The sequence below is a fragment of the Methanooceanicella nereidis genome, assembly GCF_021023085.1.
In the GTDB taxonomy this organism is placed as follows: Archaea; Halobacteriota; Methanocellia; order Methanocellales; family Methanocellaceae; genus Methanooceanicella; species Methanooceanicella nereidis.
This window is the reverse complement of the sequence record NZ_PGCK01000004.1, coordinates 121827-141796: the sequence shown is the minus strand read 5'-3', so window position 1 is coordinate 141796 and position 19970 is coordinate 121827. Positions and strand designations below refer to the sequence as shown.

Annotated in this window: 17 protein-coding genes and 3 tRNA genes; 10 read left to right on the top strand and 10 right to left on the bottom strand. The window is 47.3% G+C overall.

The features are described 5' to 3' along the window. Nucleotides 1-28: 28 nt before the first annotated feature. A tRNA-His gene (locus CUJ83_RS06345) sits at nucleotides 29-101 on the bottom strand. Between the two features lie 376 nt (nucleotides 102-477). On the opposite strand from CUJ83_RS06345, the gene CUJ83_RS06340 reads away from it, so the two are divergent. The 5 genes from CUJ83_RS06340 (at nucleotide 478) to CUJ83_RS06320 (ending at nucleotide 5147) form a co-directional block, all read left to right on the top strand. After that, nucleotides 478-1419, top strand: a complete 942-nt coding sequence (locus CUJ83_RS06340; protein WP_230741449.1) for a tetratricopeptide repeat protein — start codon at nucleotides 478-480, stop codon at nucleotides 1417-1419. Between the two features lie 738 nt (nucleotides 1420-2157). Continuing rightward, complete coding sequence (locus tag CUJ83_RS06335; protein WP_230741448.1) at nucleotides 2158-3567, top strand: hypothetical protein; 1410 nt, start codon at nucleotides 2158-2160, stop codon at nucleotides 3565-3567. Nucleotides 3568-3619: 52 nt separating this feature from the next. Continuing rightward, nucleotides 3620-3949, top strand: a complete 330-nt coding sequence (locus CUJ83_RS06330) for a double zinc ribbon domain-containing protein (RefSeq protein WP_230741447.1) — start codon at nucleotides 3620-3622, stop codon at nucleotides 3947-3949. Nucleotides 3950-3978: 29 nt separating this feature from the next. Further along, nucleotides 3979-4659 (top strand): zinc ribbon domain-containing protein, encoded by a 681-nt coding sequence (locus CUJ83_RS06325; protein ID WP_230741446.1) that lies wholly within the window; start codon nucleotides 3979-3981, stop codon nucleotides 4657-4659. A 176-nt stretch (nucleotides 4660-4835) separates the two neighbouring features. Further along, a complete protein-coding gene (locus tag CUJ83_RS06320; RefSeq protein ID WP_230741445.1) occupies nucleotides 4836-5147 on the top strand; it encodes a double zinc ribbon domain-containing protein in 312 nt (103 codons plus the stop codon). Between the two features lie 76 nt (nucleotides 5148-5223). On the opposite strand, the gene CUJ83_RS06315 is transcribed toward CUJ83_RS06320, so the two are convergent. The 3 genes from CUJ83_RS06315 to CUJ83_RS06305 form a co-directional block, all read right to left on the bottom strand. After that, a complete protein-coding gene (locus CUJ83_RS06315) occupies nucleotides 5224-5925 on the bottom strand; it encodes a YkgJ family cysteine cluster protein (protein WP_230741444.1) in 702 nt (233 codons plus the stop codon). A 114-nt stretch (nucleotides 5926-6039) separates the two neighbouring features. After that, the gene (locus CUJ83_RS06310; RefSeq protein WP_230741443.1) at nucleotides 6040-6438 is read right to left on the bottom strand and encodes a universal stress protein; all 399 of its coding nucleotides are present in this window, start codon (nucleotides 6436-6438) and stop codon (nucleotides 6040-6042) included. A gap of 788 nt (nucleotides 6439-7226) precedes the next feature. Beyond that, nucleotides 7227-7300, bottom strand: a tRNA-Lys gene (locus tag CUJ83_RS06305). A 423-nt stretch (nucleotides 7301-7723) separates the two neighbouring features. Between CUJ83_RS06305 and CUJ83_RS06300 the strand changes: the two genes are divergently transcribed. From CUJ83_RS06300 to CUJ83_RS06290, 3 genes are all read left to right on the top strand, one after another. Further along, nucleotides 7724-8131 carry a molybdopterin dinucleotide binding domain-containing protein gene (locus tag CUJ83_RS06300; protein ID WP_230741442.1) on the top strand — a complete coding sequence of 136 codons (408 nt, stop codon included), beginning with the start codon at nucleotides 7724-7726 and terminating at the stop codon, nucleotides 8129-8131. A 5-nt stretch (nucleotides 8132-8136) separates the two neighbouring features. Further along, complete coding sequence (locus CUJ83_RS06295; protein WP_230741441.1) at nucleotides 8137-9498, top strand: formylmethanofuran dehydrogenase subunit B; 1362 nt, start codon at nucleotides 8137-8139, stop codon at nucleotides 9496-9498. Between the two features lie 147 nt (nucleotides 9499-9645). Further along, nucleotides 9646-9840, top strand: a complete 195-nt coding sequence (locus CUJ83_RS06290; protein ID WP_230741440.1) for a hypothetical protein — start codon at nucleotides 9646-9648, stop codon at nucleotides 9838-9840. Between the two features lie 230 nt (nucleotides 9841-10070). Here the strand turns inward: CUJ83_RS06290 and CUJ83_RS06285 are convergent. Then, nucleotides 10071-10147: transfer RNA gene (locus CUJ83_RS06285), tRNA-Lys, on the bottom strand. Nucleotides 10148-10306: 159 nt separating this feature from the next. On the opposite strand from CUJ83_RS06285, the gene CUJ83_RS06280 reads away from it, so the two are divergent. Then, a complete protein-coding gene (locus tag CUJ83_RS06280) occupies nucleotides 10307-11794 on the top strand; it encodes a DHH family phosphoesterase (RefSeq protein ID WP_230741439.1) in 1488 nt (495 codons plus the stop codon). A gap of 527 nt (nucleotides 11795-12321) precedes the next feature. Here CUJ83_RS06280 and CUJ83_RS06275 read toward each other — a convergent pair. The 4 genes from CUJ83_RS06275 to CUJ83_RS06260 form a co-directional block, all read right to left on the bottom strand. Then, on the bottom strand, nucleotides 12322-12981 hold the full coding sequence (locus CUJ83_RS06275) for an ArsR/SmtB family transcription factor (RefSeq protein ID WP_230741438.1): 660 nt from the start codon (nucleotides 12979-12981) through the stop codon (nucleotides 12322-12324). A 129-nt stretch (nucleotides 12982-13110) separates the two neighbouring features. Then, the gene (locus CUJ83_RS06270) at nucleotides 13111-13920 is read right to left on the bottom strand and encodes a carboxypeptidase-like regulatory domain-containing protein (protein ID WP_230741437.1); all 810 of its coding nucleotides are present in this window, start codon (nucleotides 13918-13920) and stop codon (nucleotides 13111-13113) included. Between the two features lie 150 nt (nucleotides 13921-14070). Beyond that, on the bottom strand, nucleotides 14071-15087 hold the full coding sequence (locus CUJ83_RS06265; RefSeq protein ID WP_230741436.1) for an MBL fold metallo-hydrolase: 1017 nt from the start codon (nucleotides 15085-15087) through the stop codon (nucleotides 14071-14073). A gap of 217 nt (nucleotides 15088-15304) precedes the next feature. After that, nucleotides 15305-17527: a CDC48 family AAA ATPase gene (locus tag CUJ83_RS06260; RefSeq protein ID WP_230741435.1), complete on the bottom strand. Its 2223-nt coding sequence runs from the start codon at nucleotides 17525-17527 to the stop codon at nucleotides 15305-15307. Nucleotides 17528-17949: 422 nt separating this feature from the next. Between CUJ83_RS06260 and larC2 the strand changes: the two genes are divergently transcribed. Next, on the top strand, nucleotides 17950-19134 hold the full coding sequence (gene larC2, locus CUJ83_RS06255; protein ID WP_230741434.1) for a nickel pincer cofactor biosynthesis protein LarC2: 1185 nt from the start codon (nucleotides 17950-17952) through the stop codon (nucleotides 19132-19134). 177 nt (nucleotides 19135-19311) lie between these two features. On the opposite strand, the gene CUJ83_RS15825 is transcribed toward larC2, so the two are convergent. Further along, on the bottom strand, nucleotides 19312-19671 hold the full coding sequence (locus CUJ83_RS15825) for a hypothetical protein (RefSeq protein WP_305067643.1): 360 nt from the start codon (nucleotides 19669-19671) through the stop codon (nucleotides 19312-19314). Between the last annotated feature and the right edge of the window lie 299 nt (nucleotides 19672-19970).

The following is a 19970-nucleotide window of genomic DNA, read 5'->3' as shown; positions in this document are numbered from 1 at the left end:
AATACTTGACGAACACTATAATAATGAGGGCCGGGACCGGGATTCGAACCCGGCTCATGGGATCCACAGTCCCGTAGGATGGCCAACTACCCCATCCCGGCAAAAGCATCTCTTGTAAAGATGTTCATTTAAATATAGTTTATGGTCGGTGCAGTATAAAATCCTGTCTTTATCACCTTAAATAAAAACAGGGCTACATCATCCTGTATTCTGTATCCCGCCGAAAAAGCCCTGGATATATCACTAAGAATATGAATGCCATGAGACCTCTTTCGGCTTTACAAAAACAGCATCTTCCTTTACCGTTTACTTATAAATACAATCGCACACGCTCTTACCGCCACGGTATGGTCATTATTGATGCCAAATAATACTGTATATGTTAATAAAACGTTGTTATTTTGCTTTTTTTCTAGATAAAACCCGCATATCTGCTAAGTACCTACAGCTAAAATTTTTTAAGGGGGTAGAAAAGGCGTGGATGAGGAGACCGGGCCAAACATTAAAGACAACGAGGCTATGTATCACATTCTTAAGGCCGAGGTGTTGAGGGAATTCGGCCACCCGGAGCGCGCGGAAGAATCATACGTTAACGCCATAAGCATGGACCCGTGCAATACAAAAGTCAGGGTCAGGTATGGCACTCTTCTTTTATCAATGGGCAGGATCGATGCGGCGCTGGAGGAGCTTTCCGCCGCCGTGAACATTGACCCGTGCAACGTCCAGGCCAGGCTTAATTATTCCATCGCGCTCAGGGAAGCCGGTAAATTACCTGAGGCGGCATCGGAGCTTTACAGATCTTTATGCCTTGAGCCTAACAGTTCGGAGCTTTTATACCAGTATGCTGTGACCCTTGAGATCTCCGGAATGCCTCATGAGGCCGAAAAGGCTTATCTTGCCTCTATAGCGGCATATCCTGATAACCAAAAGGCCCATTACGACCTCGGACTGCTATTATGGCGTCTCGGATGCTATGAGGACGCCTTGAATGAGCTTCTGGAAGCGGTATTATTAGATCCGATGGACATGGCCGCCGCGTATAATTATGGCATGATGCTGGAGAACCTGGGGGTTTATGACGACGTCGAGTCCCGTCTCAGGGACTTTGCCAGATCTGAGCCGGAGAGCCCGACGGCAAGATATCGCTATGGCATCATACTTGAAAGGCTCGGGAGATTCGATGATGCGGAGCTTGAGTATGCAGCAGCCGTAAAGATCGACGGGTCAGGCCGGGACTTTGGTATTGCCTGTGCAGCTATGCTCAGAAGAAGGGGAAAAGAGGACGATATAGAGTCGTACATTGCGAAAGTTTCCGGAGGCGGGATAGACGAAGCTGCCATTGATGACATTGTTTACCTGTCGGGAAACCCCGAGCATCTCCTGAACGCGTACTATTATTCTTTTGAAAATTGCCCGTGAAAATCGGCCTTCCATTCGTGACGGCTAACAGAAGCTATCTTATTAAATTTCACGATCATAACATAAATTTTTGTTAAATGAGAATATTATATTTTTATGAAATAAAGTATATTATTTAATAAATTTTTATTATTATAATATGAAATAAACTATTATAAACTATTTTTATTAATTTATTTTTAATTATTCGTATTGTAATTTATCATATCATAATAAAATATGGATACTTTCAGAGATGCAGTGCAAAACTTACATAGTTTTTACAACCTGGCAAAAAATCCTCATTTTAGCAATATCGAGCAAGCTCTTCGCTAAAAAAACTAAAAATTATCATTAAAATAAAAAATCGCAATATTCCATACACACTTTATATTCAATATTTTGATAAAAAACCATATTTATTACAATATTGTGTAATTTTTTAATATTGTTGGTTATTTATTAAAAATATATGTAATCATCTTATATGTGCTGCGATAAATTATACTGATCGTATAGTATCATTGGGGTTTTAATTTTGCCATTATCCTACGCTGATCACGGGCTTTTAAGGCCGGAGTATTACATCTATCACGTACGCTAGATCAATCCGGTCCAGGATGATAAAATGCCAATATTATTGTCCGATAATCGTTCAGAAAATTATGGACAATGCCTAACATAGGCGAAATGACCATCCTATTTTTATGATTCGTTCAAATAATTAAAATTAAATACTATGTTGCTTAATAACCGTTTGTGGAGCCCGAAACTAAGAAAAGGATAATGGAATGCCCTATCAGCTATGAGCTATCAGACGGGAAGGGCAATACGATGGCAAACGGCGAGGCTACCGCTGCGCTGGAAGAAGATACAGTCACGATCCTTCCTCATCTCGGGGAACCCATACTTTTCTCGCCAAGGGAGATCACCCGGCTATCTGCGAAAGATTACCGGCTGTCATTGAGCCTTGGGGCCGATGAGCTATTATCCCTTTACGATCTCGGTTACGCATACGAGGATTTCACTAAGGCTTTATGCAGGCTGAGGAACGAGGTCCTGCTAAAGGACATGCTCATGCATGAAAAGGTAAGGGAAAAGGGTTTTGAGGCAGAGCACGTCCTTGTAGACGGGGCGGGCAATGAGATAAGCTCAGGGATATGCGAGCCGAGGTTTTTCGAAACGGCACTCGTCATATTGCCAGAGATCGGCGAGCCATTCAGAATGCCTTATAGCCACATCAGCGAGACGAAGGAAGAGAGCTACGCGATAGTCATAGGCACAGAGGACGGGAATAAGGTGCGGCTGTCAGCGATGGGCCACCAGTTCGATCCTTTTAAGTCGTCTCTTTCCAAAGCCATGGCCGAGCTATCTCAAAGGACACAGGCGTGGCTAAAAGAACTTGTACCGGGCCTCGACTCTTCCGGGATAAGGAAGGCCTCGAGGTTACTGAAGGACGGGAGGTCTGCCCGGAAATGTGACCTGGACAGCATATCTCCTCTGATATGGAAGTCGCTGGAAAAAAAGATATCTTCGGCCGGATTAAAGGATGAATATGATACTCTCAGGTCCATGGCAAGGCAGGACCACATCTCTATCGGGATAAAGCGCGGACTGTTCGGCGAAGTTACCGGCGAGTATATCTGGTATCTCATTCCCGTGTACGACACCGATGCAAAAAAGCCAGGTAACGCCGTGATAATGGGCTCTGCTCTGCTTGAGGATAAAGAGGGCGAAGACGAAGGGGAAATAGAGGCAGGCTCCGGGGCCGATGAGGCCGAAAATACCCTGGAAGGGGATGAAGGTAAGAGTGACGGTAAGGCCACCTATGTTTTCAGGATCATGGAAAGGAAAATATACAGTGAAATAAAGGACCTCGAGGAACTGGACCGGGCAGCGGACAGCATGATCAGGACCATTAACGATTCCATGGCCGCCATCAATTTCCGGAGAGAGCCAGTTTACCTCCCCGAGGAAAAGCTTTACGAACCTAAATACGTAAAATATCTTTATTCTATCCAGAGGCTTCCTCAGCTACGCACTTTAAGGAAAGCGTATGTGGGGAGAGTGGTGCATACGTCGCCGGAGCAATGGAAAAAAGGCATCTCCGCGCTATTAAGCTTTAACGTGAGCACCACGGACGATTCGAAGGTATGGAAAAACGGATAGGGATGCATCGTTAGCGTTCATGATTTCATGATAAGATCGAGGTAGATAAGAAATGGCCGGATATAAACATCCATGCGTATATTGTGATAAGCTAGTACCGCCTGACGCCAGAATATGCCCGTTTTGTGGAAAGGCGGATCCGGCAGGGCCGATAAGGTGTCCTGTATGCAGGAATCCTATTGAGAAGGGGTGGAAACTGTGCAGCCACTGCGGTCTTCCGCTGTGGATCACATGCCAGAAATGCGGGAAGGAAACCTTCCTCGAAATAAAATGTGAGAGTTGCGGTGCCCCGTTCATCGAGGTCTGCCCGAATCCAAAGTGTAAGATAGAGCAGCCTCCTTTCGGAGCGAAATGCGTCAAATGCGGAAAGCCGCTAAGATGATCATATTAATAAAACTAAGGTGATACATTATGGCAATTCAGGAATCATCCAGGTTACAGCCGTTTACGAGAAATTTTGAGGATAACAGCACAGAAGCAGGATTCCAGTTCACGTTCTACTGCGACATCTGCCAGGACGGCTATAAGACCAGGTTCATAGAGTCAAAGACATATAAGAAATCCGGGCTTTTCAATATGTTCGGAAAAGCCGTAGCAGTGGGTGCTGACCTCGCGGGTATGTACCGCGTCGGCGGAGCACTGGAGAGAGGTACCGACATCCTTAACGAGCGTCACGAGGGAATGTCTCCCGAATGGCGCAGGGAATGGGAACAGGCCTTCGAAATAGCCCAGAACGAGGCAAAAGGCCATTTCTACCGCTGCCCGAAGTGCAAGAAATACGTTTGCGAGTCTGACTGGAATGAGCAGGATGGCCTTTGTGTCGAATGCGCACCGCGCGAGAATGTGGAAGTCACAGCCGCCAGGGCAGAGAGGATGACCGAGGAGATCAAGGAGAAGGCCAGAGAGTCAAACGTATTCAAGGGCGACATAGAAAGAAGGCAGACGCTGTGCCCCGAGTGTGGAAAGCCGGCAGGAGAAGGCAAGTTCTGCAACAACTGCGGAGCAGCTCTGGGACTGAACAAATGCCCGAAGTGCGGTGCCAAGAACAACCCGGCATCAAGGTTCTGCGGCGAATGCGGCACCAAACTATAAGCTTAATATAAAACCAATTTTTTTATCTTTCTTTTTTGTTATGAATTTTTATGAACTTTTCTTAAATATTATTAAATAATTCTCTGTCCTACAATACTATTTACAGTAAAAAAGAAGCAGGTAGCGCCCTCTTTCAAAGAGGCACTAAGGCGCTTCCTGAGCGAAGAGGTGTAAAGATGAACGGGAATGATGAGCTATTGAGCAGAGAACCCTGCAGGTATTGTGACAAAATGATACCGGCGGATTCCGCGTTTTGCCCGGTATGCAAAAGGGTGAACCCGCTGGGCCCGATAAGATGCCCGATATGCAAGAACATCGTCGACGAGGACTGCAGGATATGCGCACACTGCGGCACTTCCATGGAAATGGACTGCCCGAAATGCGGCAGGACAGTGTTCTACGAAGAATACTGTGAATATTGCGGCGCAAAGCTCAGGGGAGTAAAGATCCCGGAGGAGCGGGCCAGCGTAGGCGTTTGCCTCGATTAGGGGCGATCCTGTAAAAAATCACCCGGGTTTGCGGGTAACCAGTATCATAGTGATCATTTCAGCACCTCATAAAAAATTATATATAAAGGAAAACGGAATCCGGCTCTTCAAATCGCATCGCTTCTTTTGAACATGATCTTGCTCCGGCCTCCCTTAACGACGGGCAAAAGATATCGTCCCTTATCAGCTTTTTATCTGTATACTTACCTGTGTAATAAGGGAACTTTTCACAAACGCGAGGCTTTACTCCGTGTATGGCACATACCTTGATCACATCATCATCGTCTGACAAAAACACGCAATGGCCGTCTTTTCTTTTAACGTATGCCACGTTTTCCAGCAGCATCGTCATATACGATAGCTCTAAGATATGGCCATAATGCACATTTTCTTGACCGGGGAATATACCTGCAGTGTCAAGAACCTTCCTCGCCTCCCATTTTGCCTCTTCTATCGCATCTTTTCCGCATGTGGCAATTAAGGGGGTGACCCTTCTATCGATAACGACCTGGCCAAGAATATCAAATCTATTTCCTGCCAGCCATTTTTTAATATCGCTTAGACATACGGGTATATACTTCACACGGGAACAGCATTCTCCGCAGCACATACAGTTAAAACCGATAAGCTCCACGGCATCAATATCCCTGAGCAGCCTCACCTTATCCGGGAACAGCCTCTGTATCCTTATAAGCTGTTCCAGGTCATCCGCACCGATATTACCGTAAAGCATCGGGTTCGAGCCGAAAAACAGCCTCAGCTCATCCGGAACGAACATCAGCATCACCTATCCGAGTAACGCCTGAAAATGGACAAATCAAATTATAAGACCTGCAATCTGAATAAAGGGCACTATCAAATATAAAAAGGTAGCGATATTTTATATAAGCGCTTATCTGACGACGACGACCGTACAACAGGCGTTACGCACCACATACTCGGACACGCTGCCTATTAGTACCCGGTCTATTACGGTCTTCCCTGACGTGCCGACGATGATAGCCTCGGCGCTGATGCGGTCCGCCGCTTTCAATATGGATTCGTAAGGGCTTCCGGCTTCAAGAAGAGTGGTCACGCTCACGCCATGTTCCATGGCCTTCATTTTAACCTCTTCAAGCACACCCTTGCCGTAAGTGATTATCGTCTCTTTATCCTCTCCGGTCTTGGGGCTGACTACAAAAACAATGAATAGCATCGCTTTATGGAGCATTGCATACTCAATGGCATAGTTCATCGCCTTTTCCGAATGGGGTTTGCCGTCCGTCGCAAGTAGTATGTTCAACAATATCACCCGTATGAATGATCTGCACTGATATTTACGGCGTAATTGGACATATATGTTTGTTAATATAAATGGGAAGTCATTGAGGATATTATGGTTAATTTCAATCTTTTAGTATATATTGTTTCCATACTTTAAATTAGGAAAGTAAAATATTGCTTAATAACCGATAACTTTATAAGCTCAAAACTGTTATTTTTATATATAAAAACAAAAGGGGATTGGATATAGTTTGATAGAATCGCAAATTGGTGCCATATTACTGATAGGCATAGCCATATCGGTAGTACTGTGGTATGTATACACGGAATCGTTAGCATATCACTAAACGCAAAGGATTTTCAGGAAAAATAAAAATTGGACTTTTTTCTTTTTAGTGTACTCGCTTTATAATTTCATTTCGTCTTTCCCGGACCATGCCCGATTTACAGGTTCACGGATATCGCTCGATCCTTCTTCGCGGCGCTAAAACCGTCTATAGCCCAATATTAATATCGCCGCCGCGACGAGATATAAGACCGCGGACTGCGCCGTAATGAAACTGCCCGTGTCAGTCATCCCACCTCATCAGGTAGCCTGACCAGGATATGATAAACGCAAGTAAATAGAAAGATGTGGCCGGATGCCGCTTAACTGCGGATATGATGTCCAGGGCTATCGCTCCTTATTATAATTATACAAGCTATTATCTAAGGATTCATATAATTTTAGAATTGCAAAAGTTACCCGGAATTACCAGTATCTGGTTAAAAATAGCCTGATCAACAGGTCTCAATAAAACAAGATTCAATAAGAAGCGGGCCCGATGGGATTTGAACCCATGACATGCGGATTAAGAGTCCGCCGCTCTGCCTGACTGAGCCACGGGCCCCACTGTAAATGCCGGCCGGTACGGATTCACTAATGTCCGTATGACGAGCATTCCATAAATACTACTCATAATATTTATATTTATTCCTGAGTGTCAGGCTATATCCATTAAGCGATTTTATAATATTTTTCAATAAAAAATCTATGAGTGCCGGTACTTATGCTATGGCTTATTCCCTTTTATGACCAGCATAAGTATCAGACTATAGTAACGAAGCGAAAACAAACGCGCTAAACATGACTTCATTCAAATCCTGATAGATGGATATTGTCTTAGAAGGCGAATAGTGGCTTTATTTCCAAATATATTGCATCGATAGGGATTACTTTTAAATTTTTATGCCTTCCATCGGGATAGAAATGATTATTTCTTAAATAATATAAATATAGTATAATATAAATATTAAACATCGGAGGGTTATGAATGGCCAACTCTATAGAAGCAAATCTTATCACGGGCAGAACTATCTGGCAGGGAGTCGCCATTGAAGGTCATAAACATGAAGAGGCGTACGCAAAGGCATGCGGGATCGTTGAGATGGATGTCAGCGATATGAAGAAAATAAGGGTATTCCCGGGACAGACAGTGAAAGTAAGGTCGGATCACGGAGAAGTCATCGTTAAAGCCGTTAAAACGACTCAGGGACCGCATCCCGGCCTGGTCTTTATTCCCATGGGCCCCTGGGCGAATCAGGTAATAAATCCAAAGACATATTCGACGGGTATGCCCCACTATAAGGGGGTAAAAGTCTCAATTGAGCCTGCGCCCGGTGAAAAGGTGATGAATGGAGTAGAATTGCTGCAAAAGACCACGCTGAAAGCTGTGAGTTGATACTTATGATGAAGACTGAGACTGAAACAAAGGCAGAATCAAAGAAACTACAGGTAGTAACGGATGTCGTTTGCCCCTTCTGCGGCACTCTTTGCGACGATATTAAAATAATCAAGGACGGTAACAGAATAATAGATACCCTTAACGCATGTGCCATAGGGAATGAGAAATTCAAGTCTGCCCAGGACGGCCACAGGATAATGACACCTCTTGAAAGAGGAGACAACTCTGCAGAGTTCACCCCTGTGAGCTACGATTACGCTATCGAGAAGGCTGCGCAGATCCTTGCGAATGCGAAGAGGCCGTTGTTCTATGGCTGGTCTTCCACCTCGTGTGAGGCCCAGGAAGTGGGTAACGAGCTTGCCGAGCTTTGCGGCGGAGTGACGGATAACACCGCTTCGGTATGTCACGGGCCCTCAGTCATCGCTATCCAGACTGTGGGAGCGCCGTGCTGCACTCTCGGTGAGGTCAAGAACAGGGCTGACCTCATTATTTACTGGGGCTGCAACCCGGTCCACGCTCACCCGAGGCACATGAGCAGGTACTCTACTTATCCGAGAGGATTTTTCACAGAGAGAGGCTTCAAGGACAGGACCGTGGTAGTAGTCGATCCAAGGCCTACCGACACCGCAAAACAGGCGGAGTACTTTGTACAGGTCGAGCAGGGCAAAGACTATGAATTACTGGATGCGCTCAGGACAGTGATAAGAGGCGAGGACATACCCGATGTTGTGGCCGGAATACCTAAAGAAAAAATAAAAGAGCTCGGAAACCTCTGCAAATCTAAAAAGTTCGGTTTGCTTTTCTTCGGTATGGGTGTTACTCAGACGACTGGTAAGCACAGGAACATAGACATTGCTATCAGCTTTGTCGCGGATATGAACAAGTACACCAAGTTCAACCTGATCCCCATGAGAGGCCACTACAACGTGTCAGGCTCCGGCCAGGTTATGAGCTGGCAGTCCGGGTTCCCGTTCGCGATGGACTTCTCCAGAGGATATCCAAGGTATAATCCTGGTGAGACTGCCGCCAACGATATTCTTGAAAGGCATGAATGCGATGCCGCATTAGTCATTGCCTCGGATCCCGGTGCTCACTTCCCGGTATCTTCCATGAAGTACTACGCGCAGATCCCGACTATCTGTATCGACCCTCATTACACGCCGACAACCGGTGTATCTAAGATCGTTATGCCATCCACAATAGTAGGTGTCGAGGAAGAAGGCACCGCATATCGTATGGACAACGTCCCGATACGCTGCAGGAAGGTCGTGGTTGCTCCGGAAGGCATACTGTCAGACCATGAGATACTCGAGAGGATATTGGAGAGAGTTAAGGAGCTAAAAGGGAAAGAAAATCAAGAATGATCCAGAAGTAGATATCACCCATATTTTTCTCGTAAACTGAGCTATGCATATCCGATTATCCTATAAATTTCAAAATTTACATTTCGCGTTCGGCGTAGGCTTTTAGGGTCTGCCCGGAGCGAGCGAACGAAGCGAGCGAGTGAAGGGATGCGTAGATGGCAGGGTAATGGACGCGGCGTTAGTCCGCGTCGCTTAGGGCTTGCGAGCGAGCATTCTGCGAAGCAGAAATGCGAGCGGGGTGCAAGCCCGGCCCTGACATCGAAGCACCCTAAAAGCCGAGTAGCGAGGCCGAAGGCCGAGCGTCGAACGGCGTGGATTAAAAAGTTATATGTTGTTATATAGAACGAGTGTCGAACGGCGTGGATTAAAAAGTTATATGTTGTTATATAGAACGAGCGTCGAACGGCGTGGATTAAAAAGTTATATGTTGTTATATAGAACGAGTGTCGAACGGCGTGGATTAAAAAGTTATATGTTGTTATATAGGCCGAGCGTCGAACTGCGTAAGGTCATAAGTACTAACACAATATCCTGATTTAAATCCCATAAAAACAGATCGTGTTCGTGATCATTGGCGGGCCCGATGGGATTTGAACCCATGGCATGCGGATTAAGAGTCCGCCGCTCTGCCTGACTGAGCCACGGGCCCAAATGATTACAACACTCGCGCCGCAGAAAATATGTATAATACTTACCCGCAGCGAACCTTTAATAAGTCATATCTCAGATATATACGTTGTGGTATAACTGACAACAGAAAGTTTATCCGCAATAGACCATTACAATAAAGGATCAACTTACCGGGGTTTTGAACATTCAATCAGAAAAGACCACAGAGAAGCCTTCCAAGAAACACCCGAAGAAGCAGAAGTACCCGTATGTGATACTCGGCGGGGGTAGCATAGGGCTTGCAATAGCCAAAGAAGTAGCAAAGCTAAAGAAAGGGTTTCTTATCGTAGATAGCGAACACACGCGTGTCGAAGCACTCAGGGATGAAAGCTATGAAGCGATAGAAGGCGACATAAACTCATTAAAATCATTAAAGGAGATGCCGCTCGTAGGCTCAGAAGGCGTCTTCATCATGAGCTCGGATTTTGACGCAAATGTGACGGCTCTCAAATATATAAAGAACGTCTCCCCCAAATCCTTTGTAATGGTGAGGGCTATCGACCTGATAACGATAGACGACCTGTATTCCGAAGGGGCGGACATAGTCCTTCACCCGCCGAGCATTGTGGCGGACGTGGCCCTTACGGAGCTCCAGAAGATCGAGATAAGGGGTGCTGCGTGGCAGCTAATGAACTATTTAAAGTCCATAGACCCGTCGCAAAAGATAGGCATCGTCATACACGATAACCCCGACCCGGATTCCATCGCCAGCGGACTTGCGCTGAAGAATATCGCCGACTCGCTGGGTAAGACGGCAGACATACTTTATTATGGCATGATCGGCCATGCAGAGAACCGGGCGTTCGTAAATCTTCTTGACATCCCGCTCATACAGGTAAGAGATCAGATGCTGTCAGAATACAGCATAATAGCGCTTGTGGACTCTAACACTCCCGGTAAGAATAACTCGCTTCCACCCGATACCCATGTGAACATAATCATCGACCATCATATGGCGCATGAAAATACCGAGATAAAGTCCGAATTCGTTGATATCAGGCCTGATGTGGGGGCTACGTCCACCATCATGACCAGGTATGTGCAGGAGCTTGATTTTGAGCTCTCCAGCCATCTCGCTACCGCATTGCTATACGGTATCAGGACCGACACTAACGAGTTTAAGCGCAACACTTCTACATTTGACCTTACAGCTGCCGCTTTCCTCTACTCTTTCGCGGAACACGACCTGCTCTCGCAGATCGAGACGCCGTCGATGTCAGCCGAGACTCTCGAGGTGCTGGGAGAGGCGATACGTAATAAAAAGATCGAGGGAAGCTACCTTCTTTCCAACGTGGGCTTCATATACGACCGCGACACTCTTCCGCAGGCAGCAGACCATCTATTAAAGCTTGAAGGGATTTCCACTGTGCTTGTCTACGGGCTTACGGATGAGAAAATATACGTCTCGGCAAGGAGCAAGGACATCCGTATCAACATAGGCGACATCATACAGAAATCCTTTGGAGACATCGGCTCGGCCGGAGGGCATCCAAAGACCGCGGCGGCGCAGATACCTCTGGGAGTGTTCAGCGGCGTAAAAGACCGTGACATGCTTTTAAAGTTGACAGAAGAGGCAGTGACCAGACGGTTCCTCTCGACAGTGGGAATAGAGACAGAGGACGAGTAAAGTCTATGTATCCCGCCTGAAAGTTCTTTCAATATACGTTCCTCTTTGATAAGATCAACCACAAAGGGCTCGAAGATACACTAGACTGTTAACCACGAAGCGCACGAAGGCGAGTAAGGTACACTAGACTGTTAACCACGAAGCGCACGAAGGCGAGTAAGGTACACTAGACTGTTAACCACGAAGCGCACGAAGGTGAGTAAGGTACACTAGACTGTTAACCACGAAGCGCACGAAGGCGAGTAAGGTACACTAGACTGTTAACCACGAAGCGCACGAAGGCGAATAAGGTACACTAAACTGTTAACCACGAAGCGCACGAAGGCGAATAAGGTACACTAATTTTTTTAAGTATATGATAGTCTTCTAAAAAAGTCCTTTGTGTTCCTTGTTCGCCTTCGTGCGCTTCGTGGTGAGAGCTAGTGTACCTTAGTGCACTTTTGTGGTAAGAGAAAATTGTATAAAATAAAAGAAGTTGAGAGACAGACTGATCAAAATATTAAAAATGGTTATTATTGTCTGTTTTTTCACTTTTTCCTGTATTTCAAGTATTCCAGGACGACTACCATCGATATTATTATCAGGCATCCTGTCAGGAAGAGCACTCCGCTGTGGTGGAGCGGGTCGGCATATGAGAGGCTCTGGCTTATCTGGTCCGTGATCGACGAAGTTACAGTTTCAGGAGCCGGGACCGGAGCGGCCTTAATCCCGATATCAGGGGCATAGCTAAGCCTGTTGGGATCGGCACCTGCTGCCAGCATTTCTTCTCCGCTGTCCATAAGCTGATCCTTGAGCGGGACAAAGTATTCGACTATGATAGACAGGACCGCTGCTATCGGCAGCAATACCAGGTATTTTTTTATGGCGTCTATTACGGCCTGGCTCGGAGTCTTTTCCGGGACCAGTACGATGTACCTCTTGGCCGCGGAATATAGCTTAACTTCTCTGCCTTTTTCGCTATATTTCGTCCTCTCTATCTTGACAAGGCCGGCCTCTATGAGCTTTTCGACATTGTACTGTGCCGTGGTCAGGGGTATATCAAGTTTCTTAGCTATGGCAGAGGTCGACATAGGGCTCTCAGCCAGGAGTTCCAGTATGCTCCTCGCAGTATCGTTAGATATGATCTGGGTAATGTTCTTGGATTCGCTGCCTAGCGGCACAACAAGAAGTTTATCATCGTCTGCCATATAATTTATCCTATATCATCATATCCTTAATCTCTTTTTCTATGACTACGAAACCATTTGCAGTCTTTTTAAAGGTATTTGCCAAATTTTTTGGCTAAAAATGGGAAATTGATGTAAGCGTTAAAAAGCTTACATCTTTCTGACAGTGTATGCCGCGCCTAAGAATGCCAGTAAGGCTGCGACAAGCTCAAATCCGGGCAATCCCGTGACACCCGAGCCTCCTGCGGGGGCGGTTGGTGTCGGGGTCGGCGTGGGGGCTTTTTCCGAGAGAATGATGTTTATGTTCGCGTCCTGTTTGTAAATGACGATGTCCCCCGTGCCTATCATGCCGTTCTTTTCAGCCTCGACTGTATAGTATCCGTAAGGGACTCCTGTGAGGACATATCCCCCGTCCCCTCCTGTCTGTATGGGATTATAGACATAGTTGACCTTGGTCTTTGTATCGTTCACTATGTCCCTTTCATAAAGAGTGACCTGTGCGGACTGCTCAGGATAGAGGTTATTGTTCTGTACGGTCCCGGTGAGGTCGCATTTCCAGGACTCCTGGCTGATGTCGATCTTGACCGGTGCAACTATCGGATCCTGGCTGTACGGGTCGATAATATATACAAGCACATATGCTGTCTTCCCGTCTTTTTCAGCCTTTATGCAAAAGTTAAAGGGTTTTGCGGGGTCGTAAAGCACGCCTGTGAACTTGAATGTTCCTTTGGCGCTCTTTTCTCCGTCACCTGTCTTCCCGCTGCTTACGGTCGCGCCGGGCCTCGAGCCATCCCAGTCGAGCAGGTAGACGTTTGCATCACCCACAGTGGTACCGTAATTATAAACAACTCCGGATATGGTGACCGTCTTTGGCATCTGTGCCGTCGCCTGGGATGCCTGAAGCGGAACGATAAAAGCCATTAGAACAATAGCCGCCATGATCAATTTAGTCAATTTCACACTTATTACCTCTTTTGACCGCATATTTCAATTACTGAAAACCTATCATAAAGTTTCTATCACAATCATAGAACTATATAGGCCTCTGATCATTACCCTTTGGATTGTATATCTAAATAAATTTTTAGGTATCATCGAAATTAATTTTGGCTAAAGGATGTCTTCGTTAATAGCCCCTGTAATGTCGGATATAGTACATGACTGCTTTCCGTTCTTGTTTAAAAACCTGGAAAATTGCTGCGAGTTACCCTGCTCCGGATGATAGACCAGCGTATAGTCGGGATCCATCGAATAGACCATTTCCCTGAGCCCGTTAAAATCAAGATGGTCGCTTATGCATATGGTCTGGTGCTCATAGTATTTCTGGCCCGTCAGCACATACTTTTTCATGTCATAGGGAAGCCTGTTAAGGCTCCACGGGGACGTGATACACATCCTCCCGTCATGTTCGCCAAGCTTCAGCAGTTCCCCGGCCTCGTCTCCCAGAAGGTGTTTTGTGAGCATCAGAGAATTTTTCTCCATCTCTATCGGGCCGTCGAACCCTGCCATCCTTATGAGGCTAACGGCACGCTGTGCCTTTCCGAACGAGTAGGCGCCGAACCCCACTCTTGCCTGGCTGACTGCAAAGTTGAAGGCCTCAAAGTCGTCCTCGAAAATGCATGAAGGGTCCTCAGGGTGGCCATAGGTGGCCTCAGTTATCAGCAGATCGCAATCCGGCAGGTCCTTACAGTCTTTAATGTCCCCCGTGACCAGTATCCTGACGCCGAGGTCATTCTCGAAGAGGAACGCCGTAGAGCCTATAGAGTGATGCGTGCTGAAAGTCTTGATCTTCACGCCTTCCACGTCTATTGTGTCGCCGACCTTGAAAGTCGTACCTTTAAAATACTTATTATGCCTTAGCTCAAGCGCCACCGCTGTCTTGTCCGAAGCGATCGCGTTCTCTGAAAGCATCGCAGAGCTCCCGTAATGGTCGCTGTGCGCGTGAGTGATCAAAAAATGATGCCCTTCATCCTTTGAACGCCCCATCCTTGTCGTGTCCACGCCAAATGTCCTGAGCCTGCCTTCGCACCTGAACGTCAGCGAGAAATGCGGCTTTAACGCTCCGCCGGAACTTTTCCTCCTGAAAGGCATGACACCCATGTCGACAAGTCGTTTAGTAGCGTCCATCCGGTCTTGCTATTCTCATAATACTATTTACCCTTTGTGATACATTGACTTATTTTATTAATGCAGAAAATAATTACGGGCTGATATATACCGTTTTATAATGGCATCATTAACATTTCGCGGGCTAAATTAAAGATCAGCTTACGCAGATTCTTATGATGCTCTGCATGAAAACTAAAACCGGTATGTTAAAAAAAATAGGCTTGAGTACGTGCCTCTACACGTACTCGTATGTGTATTTCTTCTGGACTTCCTTCGGGGTCCCGCCCTTGAAGTGCTCCTTGATGTTCGTATAGTAGTTCGTTACCATGTCGTTCATCGTGGGCTTGACCTTCTTCAGGGCATCCCTGAAGTGTCTCATCTCGACCTGCGTTGTTTCGAAGTTCTCCCTCAGGGCGAGCATAGCAGCCTCGCGGCATACGGACTCGATGTCACCGCCGACATATCCTTCGGACAGTGCTGACAGCTCCTTGAAATCCACGTCCTCGGCCAGCGGCATGCTCTTTGTGTGTATCTTGAAGATACTGACCCTTCCTTCCTGGTTCGGCGGGTTCACGTATACCAGCCTGTCGAACCTTCCCGGCCTCAACAGCGCGGGGTCTATGATGTCCGGGCGGTTAGTGGCCCCTATAACCACTACCCCTTCCATCTCGATGAGACCGTCCAGTTCCGTGAGCATCTGGTTCACGACACGTTCGGCGACCCTTGTGCCCTCGTCGCCTCCCCTGGCCGGGGCAAGCGCGTCAAGCTCGTCGAAGAATATTACGCTCGGAGCCACCTGGCGTGCCTTACGGAATGTCTCACGCACCGCCTTCTCCGACTCTCCGACCCACTTGGACAGCAGTTCAGGACCGCGAATATTGACGAAGTTCGCCTCGGACTCCGTGGCGACCGCCCTTGCCAGGAGAGTCTTGCCAGTACCTGGCGGACCGTATAAGAGGACTCCCTTTGGCGGCTTTATGCCCATTTCCTTGAACCTCTTCGGGTTCTTCAGGGGCCATTCTATGGTCTCTATGATCTCCATCCTGGCCTCGTCAATGCCGCCGACATCTGTCCATTTAGTGTTCGTGGGCTCCAGGAATATCTCCCTCATTGCGGAAGGCTGTATATCCTTCATAGCCGATACGAAATCGCTGTTGTAGACTCTCATCTTATCCAGGAATTCCTGGGGGATCTCCTTATCGAGGTCTATCTCCGGAAGATATCTTCTAAGGGCTTTCATGGCGGCTTCCTTGGCCAGTCCTGAAAGATCGGCTCCTACGAAACCGTGAGTGATCGCAGCAAGGCGATCCAGGTCTACTTCCTCGAGAGGCATACCTCTGGTGTGGATCTGCAGTATCTCGAGCCTGTCATGAGAGTCAGGCACGCCGATCTCAATCTCCCTGTCAAACCTGCCGCCTCTTCTCAGTGCGGGGTCGACGGCGTCGACACGGTTTGTAGCGCCTATCACTACGACCTGGCCTCTCTCCTCGAGACCGTCCATCATGGTCAGGAGCTGGGCGACCACCCTTCTTTCGACCTCTCCGGTCACGTCCTCACGCCTTGGGGCGATGGAGTCCAGCTCGTCTATGAATATTATGGACGGGGAGCTTTCACGAGCGTTCTCGAATATCTCCCTTAAACGCTGCTCGGACTCTCCGTAGTACTTGGACATGATCTCCGGCCCTGCTATGGAGAAGAACTCAGCGCCGCATTCATTGGCGACAGCCTTTGCAAGAAGCGTTTTACCTGTTCCCGGAGGCCCGTGGAGAAGCACGCCCTTTGGCGGGTCGATGCCCAGTCTCTGGAAAAGCTCCGGATGCTTCATCGGAAGCTCTATCATCTCGCGGACTCTCTGCACCTCTTCCCTCAGTCCGCCTATGTCCTCGTAAGTGATACCCGTGGCGCGAACCTGCTCATAGCCCCTTGCGGGCTTGTCGCGCAACTCTATCTCAGTATTCTCGTTGATTATGACAGGCCCTGCGGGGTCTACCTTTACCGCGATCAGCGGTATTGCCTGGTTAGACAGGGTCCTGCCCATGAACGGGTTTGTCATGCTGCTCATCAGGGGTACGACATCCCCCGGCATGATGGGGCGTTTTAAGAGCTGATGTTTTACCATCTCCACAGCGTTACCGCTAAACTGTATGGCCGTTCCTTCCGGCGGCGCGAGAACGATGTACTGTGCGTCTTTGACCGCGGCCTTGGTGACCTTAACGCGCTCCCCGATGCCCACGTCGGCGTTCTGCCTCGTGAAACCATCTATCCTTATCATCTCCTGGCCCCAGTCCTGCTTTTCTGCACGCCAGACTTTAGCGACCGTGGCGCGCTTTCCTTCTATCTCTATGATATCGCCCGGGGAAAGCTTCAATTCCAGGAGGGTGTTCGGGTCTATGCGTGCAATGCCTCGACCAAAGTCGCTCGGCAACGCTTTTGCAACCTTCAAATACAACTCTTTCATTTGATCCCTCGTGTTAAATTGATATGATCTTGATCAATGCCTGGATTCTGGCAAACGGCAAAATGCATTATAGCGTATAATAAGTCTATTAGGGTGTTTACTATTTAATATAACGCTAATGTAATACGGTCCCATCGCAACTTTTTATGACAATGGCCGGCCTGTTCACCGGAATGTAGAATTGTCCAATTAAACTATTCAAATGGATTTATTATTCTATGTACAAAAATTTTCTCTATGTTCAATGTTTATGGCGCTTAAGCCATTCCATACTAGAAGCGCGGGCTGTCCGGTCAATTTTCTAAAAACATAATTATAATTTGTGTTTAAATAATATTCTTACAGCCATATTATCCGTTGCTATGAAAATTAAGAAGGTATAAGGATAATAGCCGCTGATATTCTCAAGGAACGGTGAGATCTTGAAGTGCTTGATATTTGATCCTTATTGCGGGGCGAGCGAGAAGATGATACTGGGCGCGTTGCTCGGGTGCGGGGCAAATGACTGGAGAGTCAAGTCCGCGGTAGAATGGCTAAGCGAGGCACCTGTCCACATATCTGACGAGAACAGGAACGGCATGAAGGTAAAGAATATTTATATCAAGGAACAGGATGCCAAAGAATGGCCCGTTTTTTTATCACGCGAGGATGCCCTTTATAAGCTCAACATCATGCACGAAAAAGAACCCGTTCGTACGGACGCTATGAAAATAGTTAACATGATCCTTGATTCCCTGGATGAGATACACGGTAAAGGATCAAAGATACATATCGCTTCTGTGGCTATGATAGGCGGGATATGCACCGCGATCGATACTCTTGGCCGCCCCGTGATACAATCGACGCCGGCAGCCATGGGCGGGGGCATGGTAGATACCCGATGCGGGCCCATGCCGGTACCGCTGCCAGAGACATTTCAAGTCTTAAAGGGATCGAACGTCATTACCCAGGGCGGGCCCTTCGACGGGGAGCTTTTGACTCATGAGGCGGCAGCAGTCCTATCTTATTATACCCGGTCATCAAGCCGGTATTATCCGGAGCATAAACCGCTCGCTATCGGTTACGGTGCCGGGGATATAGACCTTCCGATACCTAACGTGCTTCGCGTGACTTACTGCGAGGTGGATGATGCGCTGATCGGGGACCGGATAGAGCTGCTGGAGACGAACGTCGATGATGTTACCGGCGAAGTGCTGGGTAACCTTGTGGAAGAGCTATTATCGATGGGCGCAAGGGATGTCAGCATCATACCTGCCATGATGAAAAAGGGGCGAAGCGGCCATCTTATCCGCGTCGTGGCTAAAGCAGACGACGGTCCGGCGATATCCAGGCGGATCATGCTCGAGACAGGCTCTCTCGGGGTTCGCGTGATCCCCGTAAAGCACAGGTACATAGCTAAAAGAGAAATTAACGTTTACAAGATCACAATAGGCGATAATTATTATGATATGCGCTTTAAGGTCTCGTCCGACATGTCCGGGAAGGTCATCGACGTGTCAGTGGAGTACGAGGACGCCAAACTGATATCCCAGGAAATGAAAGTCCCGCTCAAGTCAGTGATGAGAATGGCGGAAAAGCAGGCATGGGAGCGGTTCGAGAAGGGGTGACCTCTATCGTTTACTGTCCATGTCTTTTAAAGTTTAGACGCACAAGAGGCTTTTTTAATAGCTTTAATAGGTCCGGAACTAAAAATGCGCCACTTGAATTGATATTTAATAAAATAAAAAGCTGTAACGGTCAAGCCGTTGCCTGACCGCCCACACCTTTGCCTTTATCCTCATTTATTAGAATCCGCAGCTTCCCAGTCCGAAGCCTCCTAATCCGCAGCTTCCCAGTCCGAAGCCTCCTAATCCGCAGCTTCCCAGTCCGAATCCTCCGAATGGGTATCCGAACCCGCATCCGCCGAATGGTACTCCGCATCCGAATCCGACGCCACCAACAGTGCTAAATGAGCTGGTCGCCTGGAACGCAGCTGTGCTTGTGAACGAGCTTGTCCCGAACGGGAATCCGAACCCGCATCCGCCGAATGGTACTCCGCATCCTAATCCGCCGAACGGGGATCCGAAGAATGCATTTGCGGGCATTACGATCGCTGATATCGATACTGCGAGAACGAGGACTAAAACTAATTTAGATATTTTCACATTATCCCCTCCTTTACTCTTAATTTGAGCCCGGATTTATTTATATACTATTAAAAATAAAAACGCATGTCTGGTCGGCGCACCTAATATTTTACCGAGAATCTGTTAATATTGTCCTAATTTCATAATGCGTTATATTACTACTTAAAACGCTTAATAAAGGCTATTTTGCCATTATTTCAAAATAGCCTATAATATTATGCCGCCGATGAAGAAACAAGCCATTTTTTCTGATGAACGGATATTTTATAGAATTATCCAGTTAATGATGCCTGACAGCTTAAACAATAAAAATATCT

Bases quoted from the DNA above. Each gene is read 5' to 3' on its own strand.
- CUJ83_RS06330 (WP_230741447.1), top strand. From the start codon at position 3,620: ATGGCCGGATATAAACATCCATGCGTATATTGTGATAAGCTAGTACCG.
- CUJ83_RS06325 (WP_230741446.1), top strand. From the start codon at position 3,979: ATGGCAATTCAGGAATCATCCAGGTTACAGCCGTTTACGAGAAATTTT.
- CUJ83_RS06320 (WP_230741445.1), top strand. From the start codon at position 4,836: ATGAACGGGAATGATGAGCTATTGAGCAGAGAACCCTGCAGGTATTGT.
- CUJ83_RS06315 (WP_230741444.1), bottom strand. From the start codon at position 5,925: ATGTTCGTTCCGGATGAGCTGAGGCTGTTTTTCGGCTCGAACCCGATG.
- CUJ83_RS06300 (WP_230741442.1), top strand. From the start codon at position 7,724: ATGGCCAACTCTATAGAAGCAAATCTTATCACGGGCAGAACTATCTGG.
- CUJ83_RS06295 (WP_230741441.1), top strand. From the start codon at position 8,137: ATGATGAAGACTGAGACTGAAACAAAGGCAGAATCAAAGAAACTACAG.
- CUJ83_RS06290 (WP_230741440.1), top strand. From the start codon at position 9,646: ATGCGTAGATGGCAGGGTAATGGACGCGGCGTTAGTCCGCGTCGCTTA.
- CUJ83_RS06275 (WP_230741438.1), bottom strand. From the start codon at position 12,981: ATGGCAGACGATGATAAACTTCTTGTTGTGCCGCTAGGCAGCGAATCC.
- CUJ83_RS06265 (WP_230741436.1), bottom strand. From the start codon at position 15,087: ATGGACGCTACTAAACGACTTGTCGACATGGGTGTCATGCCTTTCAGG.
- CUJ83_RS06260 (WP_230741435.1), bottom strand. From the start codon at position 17,527: ATGAAAGAGTTGTATTTGAAGGTTGCAAAAGCGTTGCCGAGCGACTTT.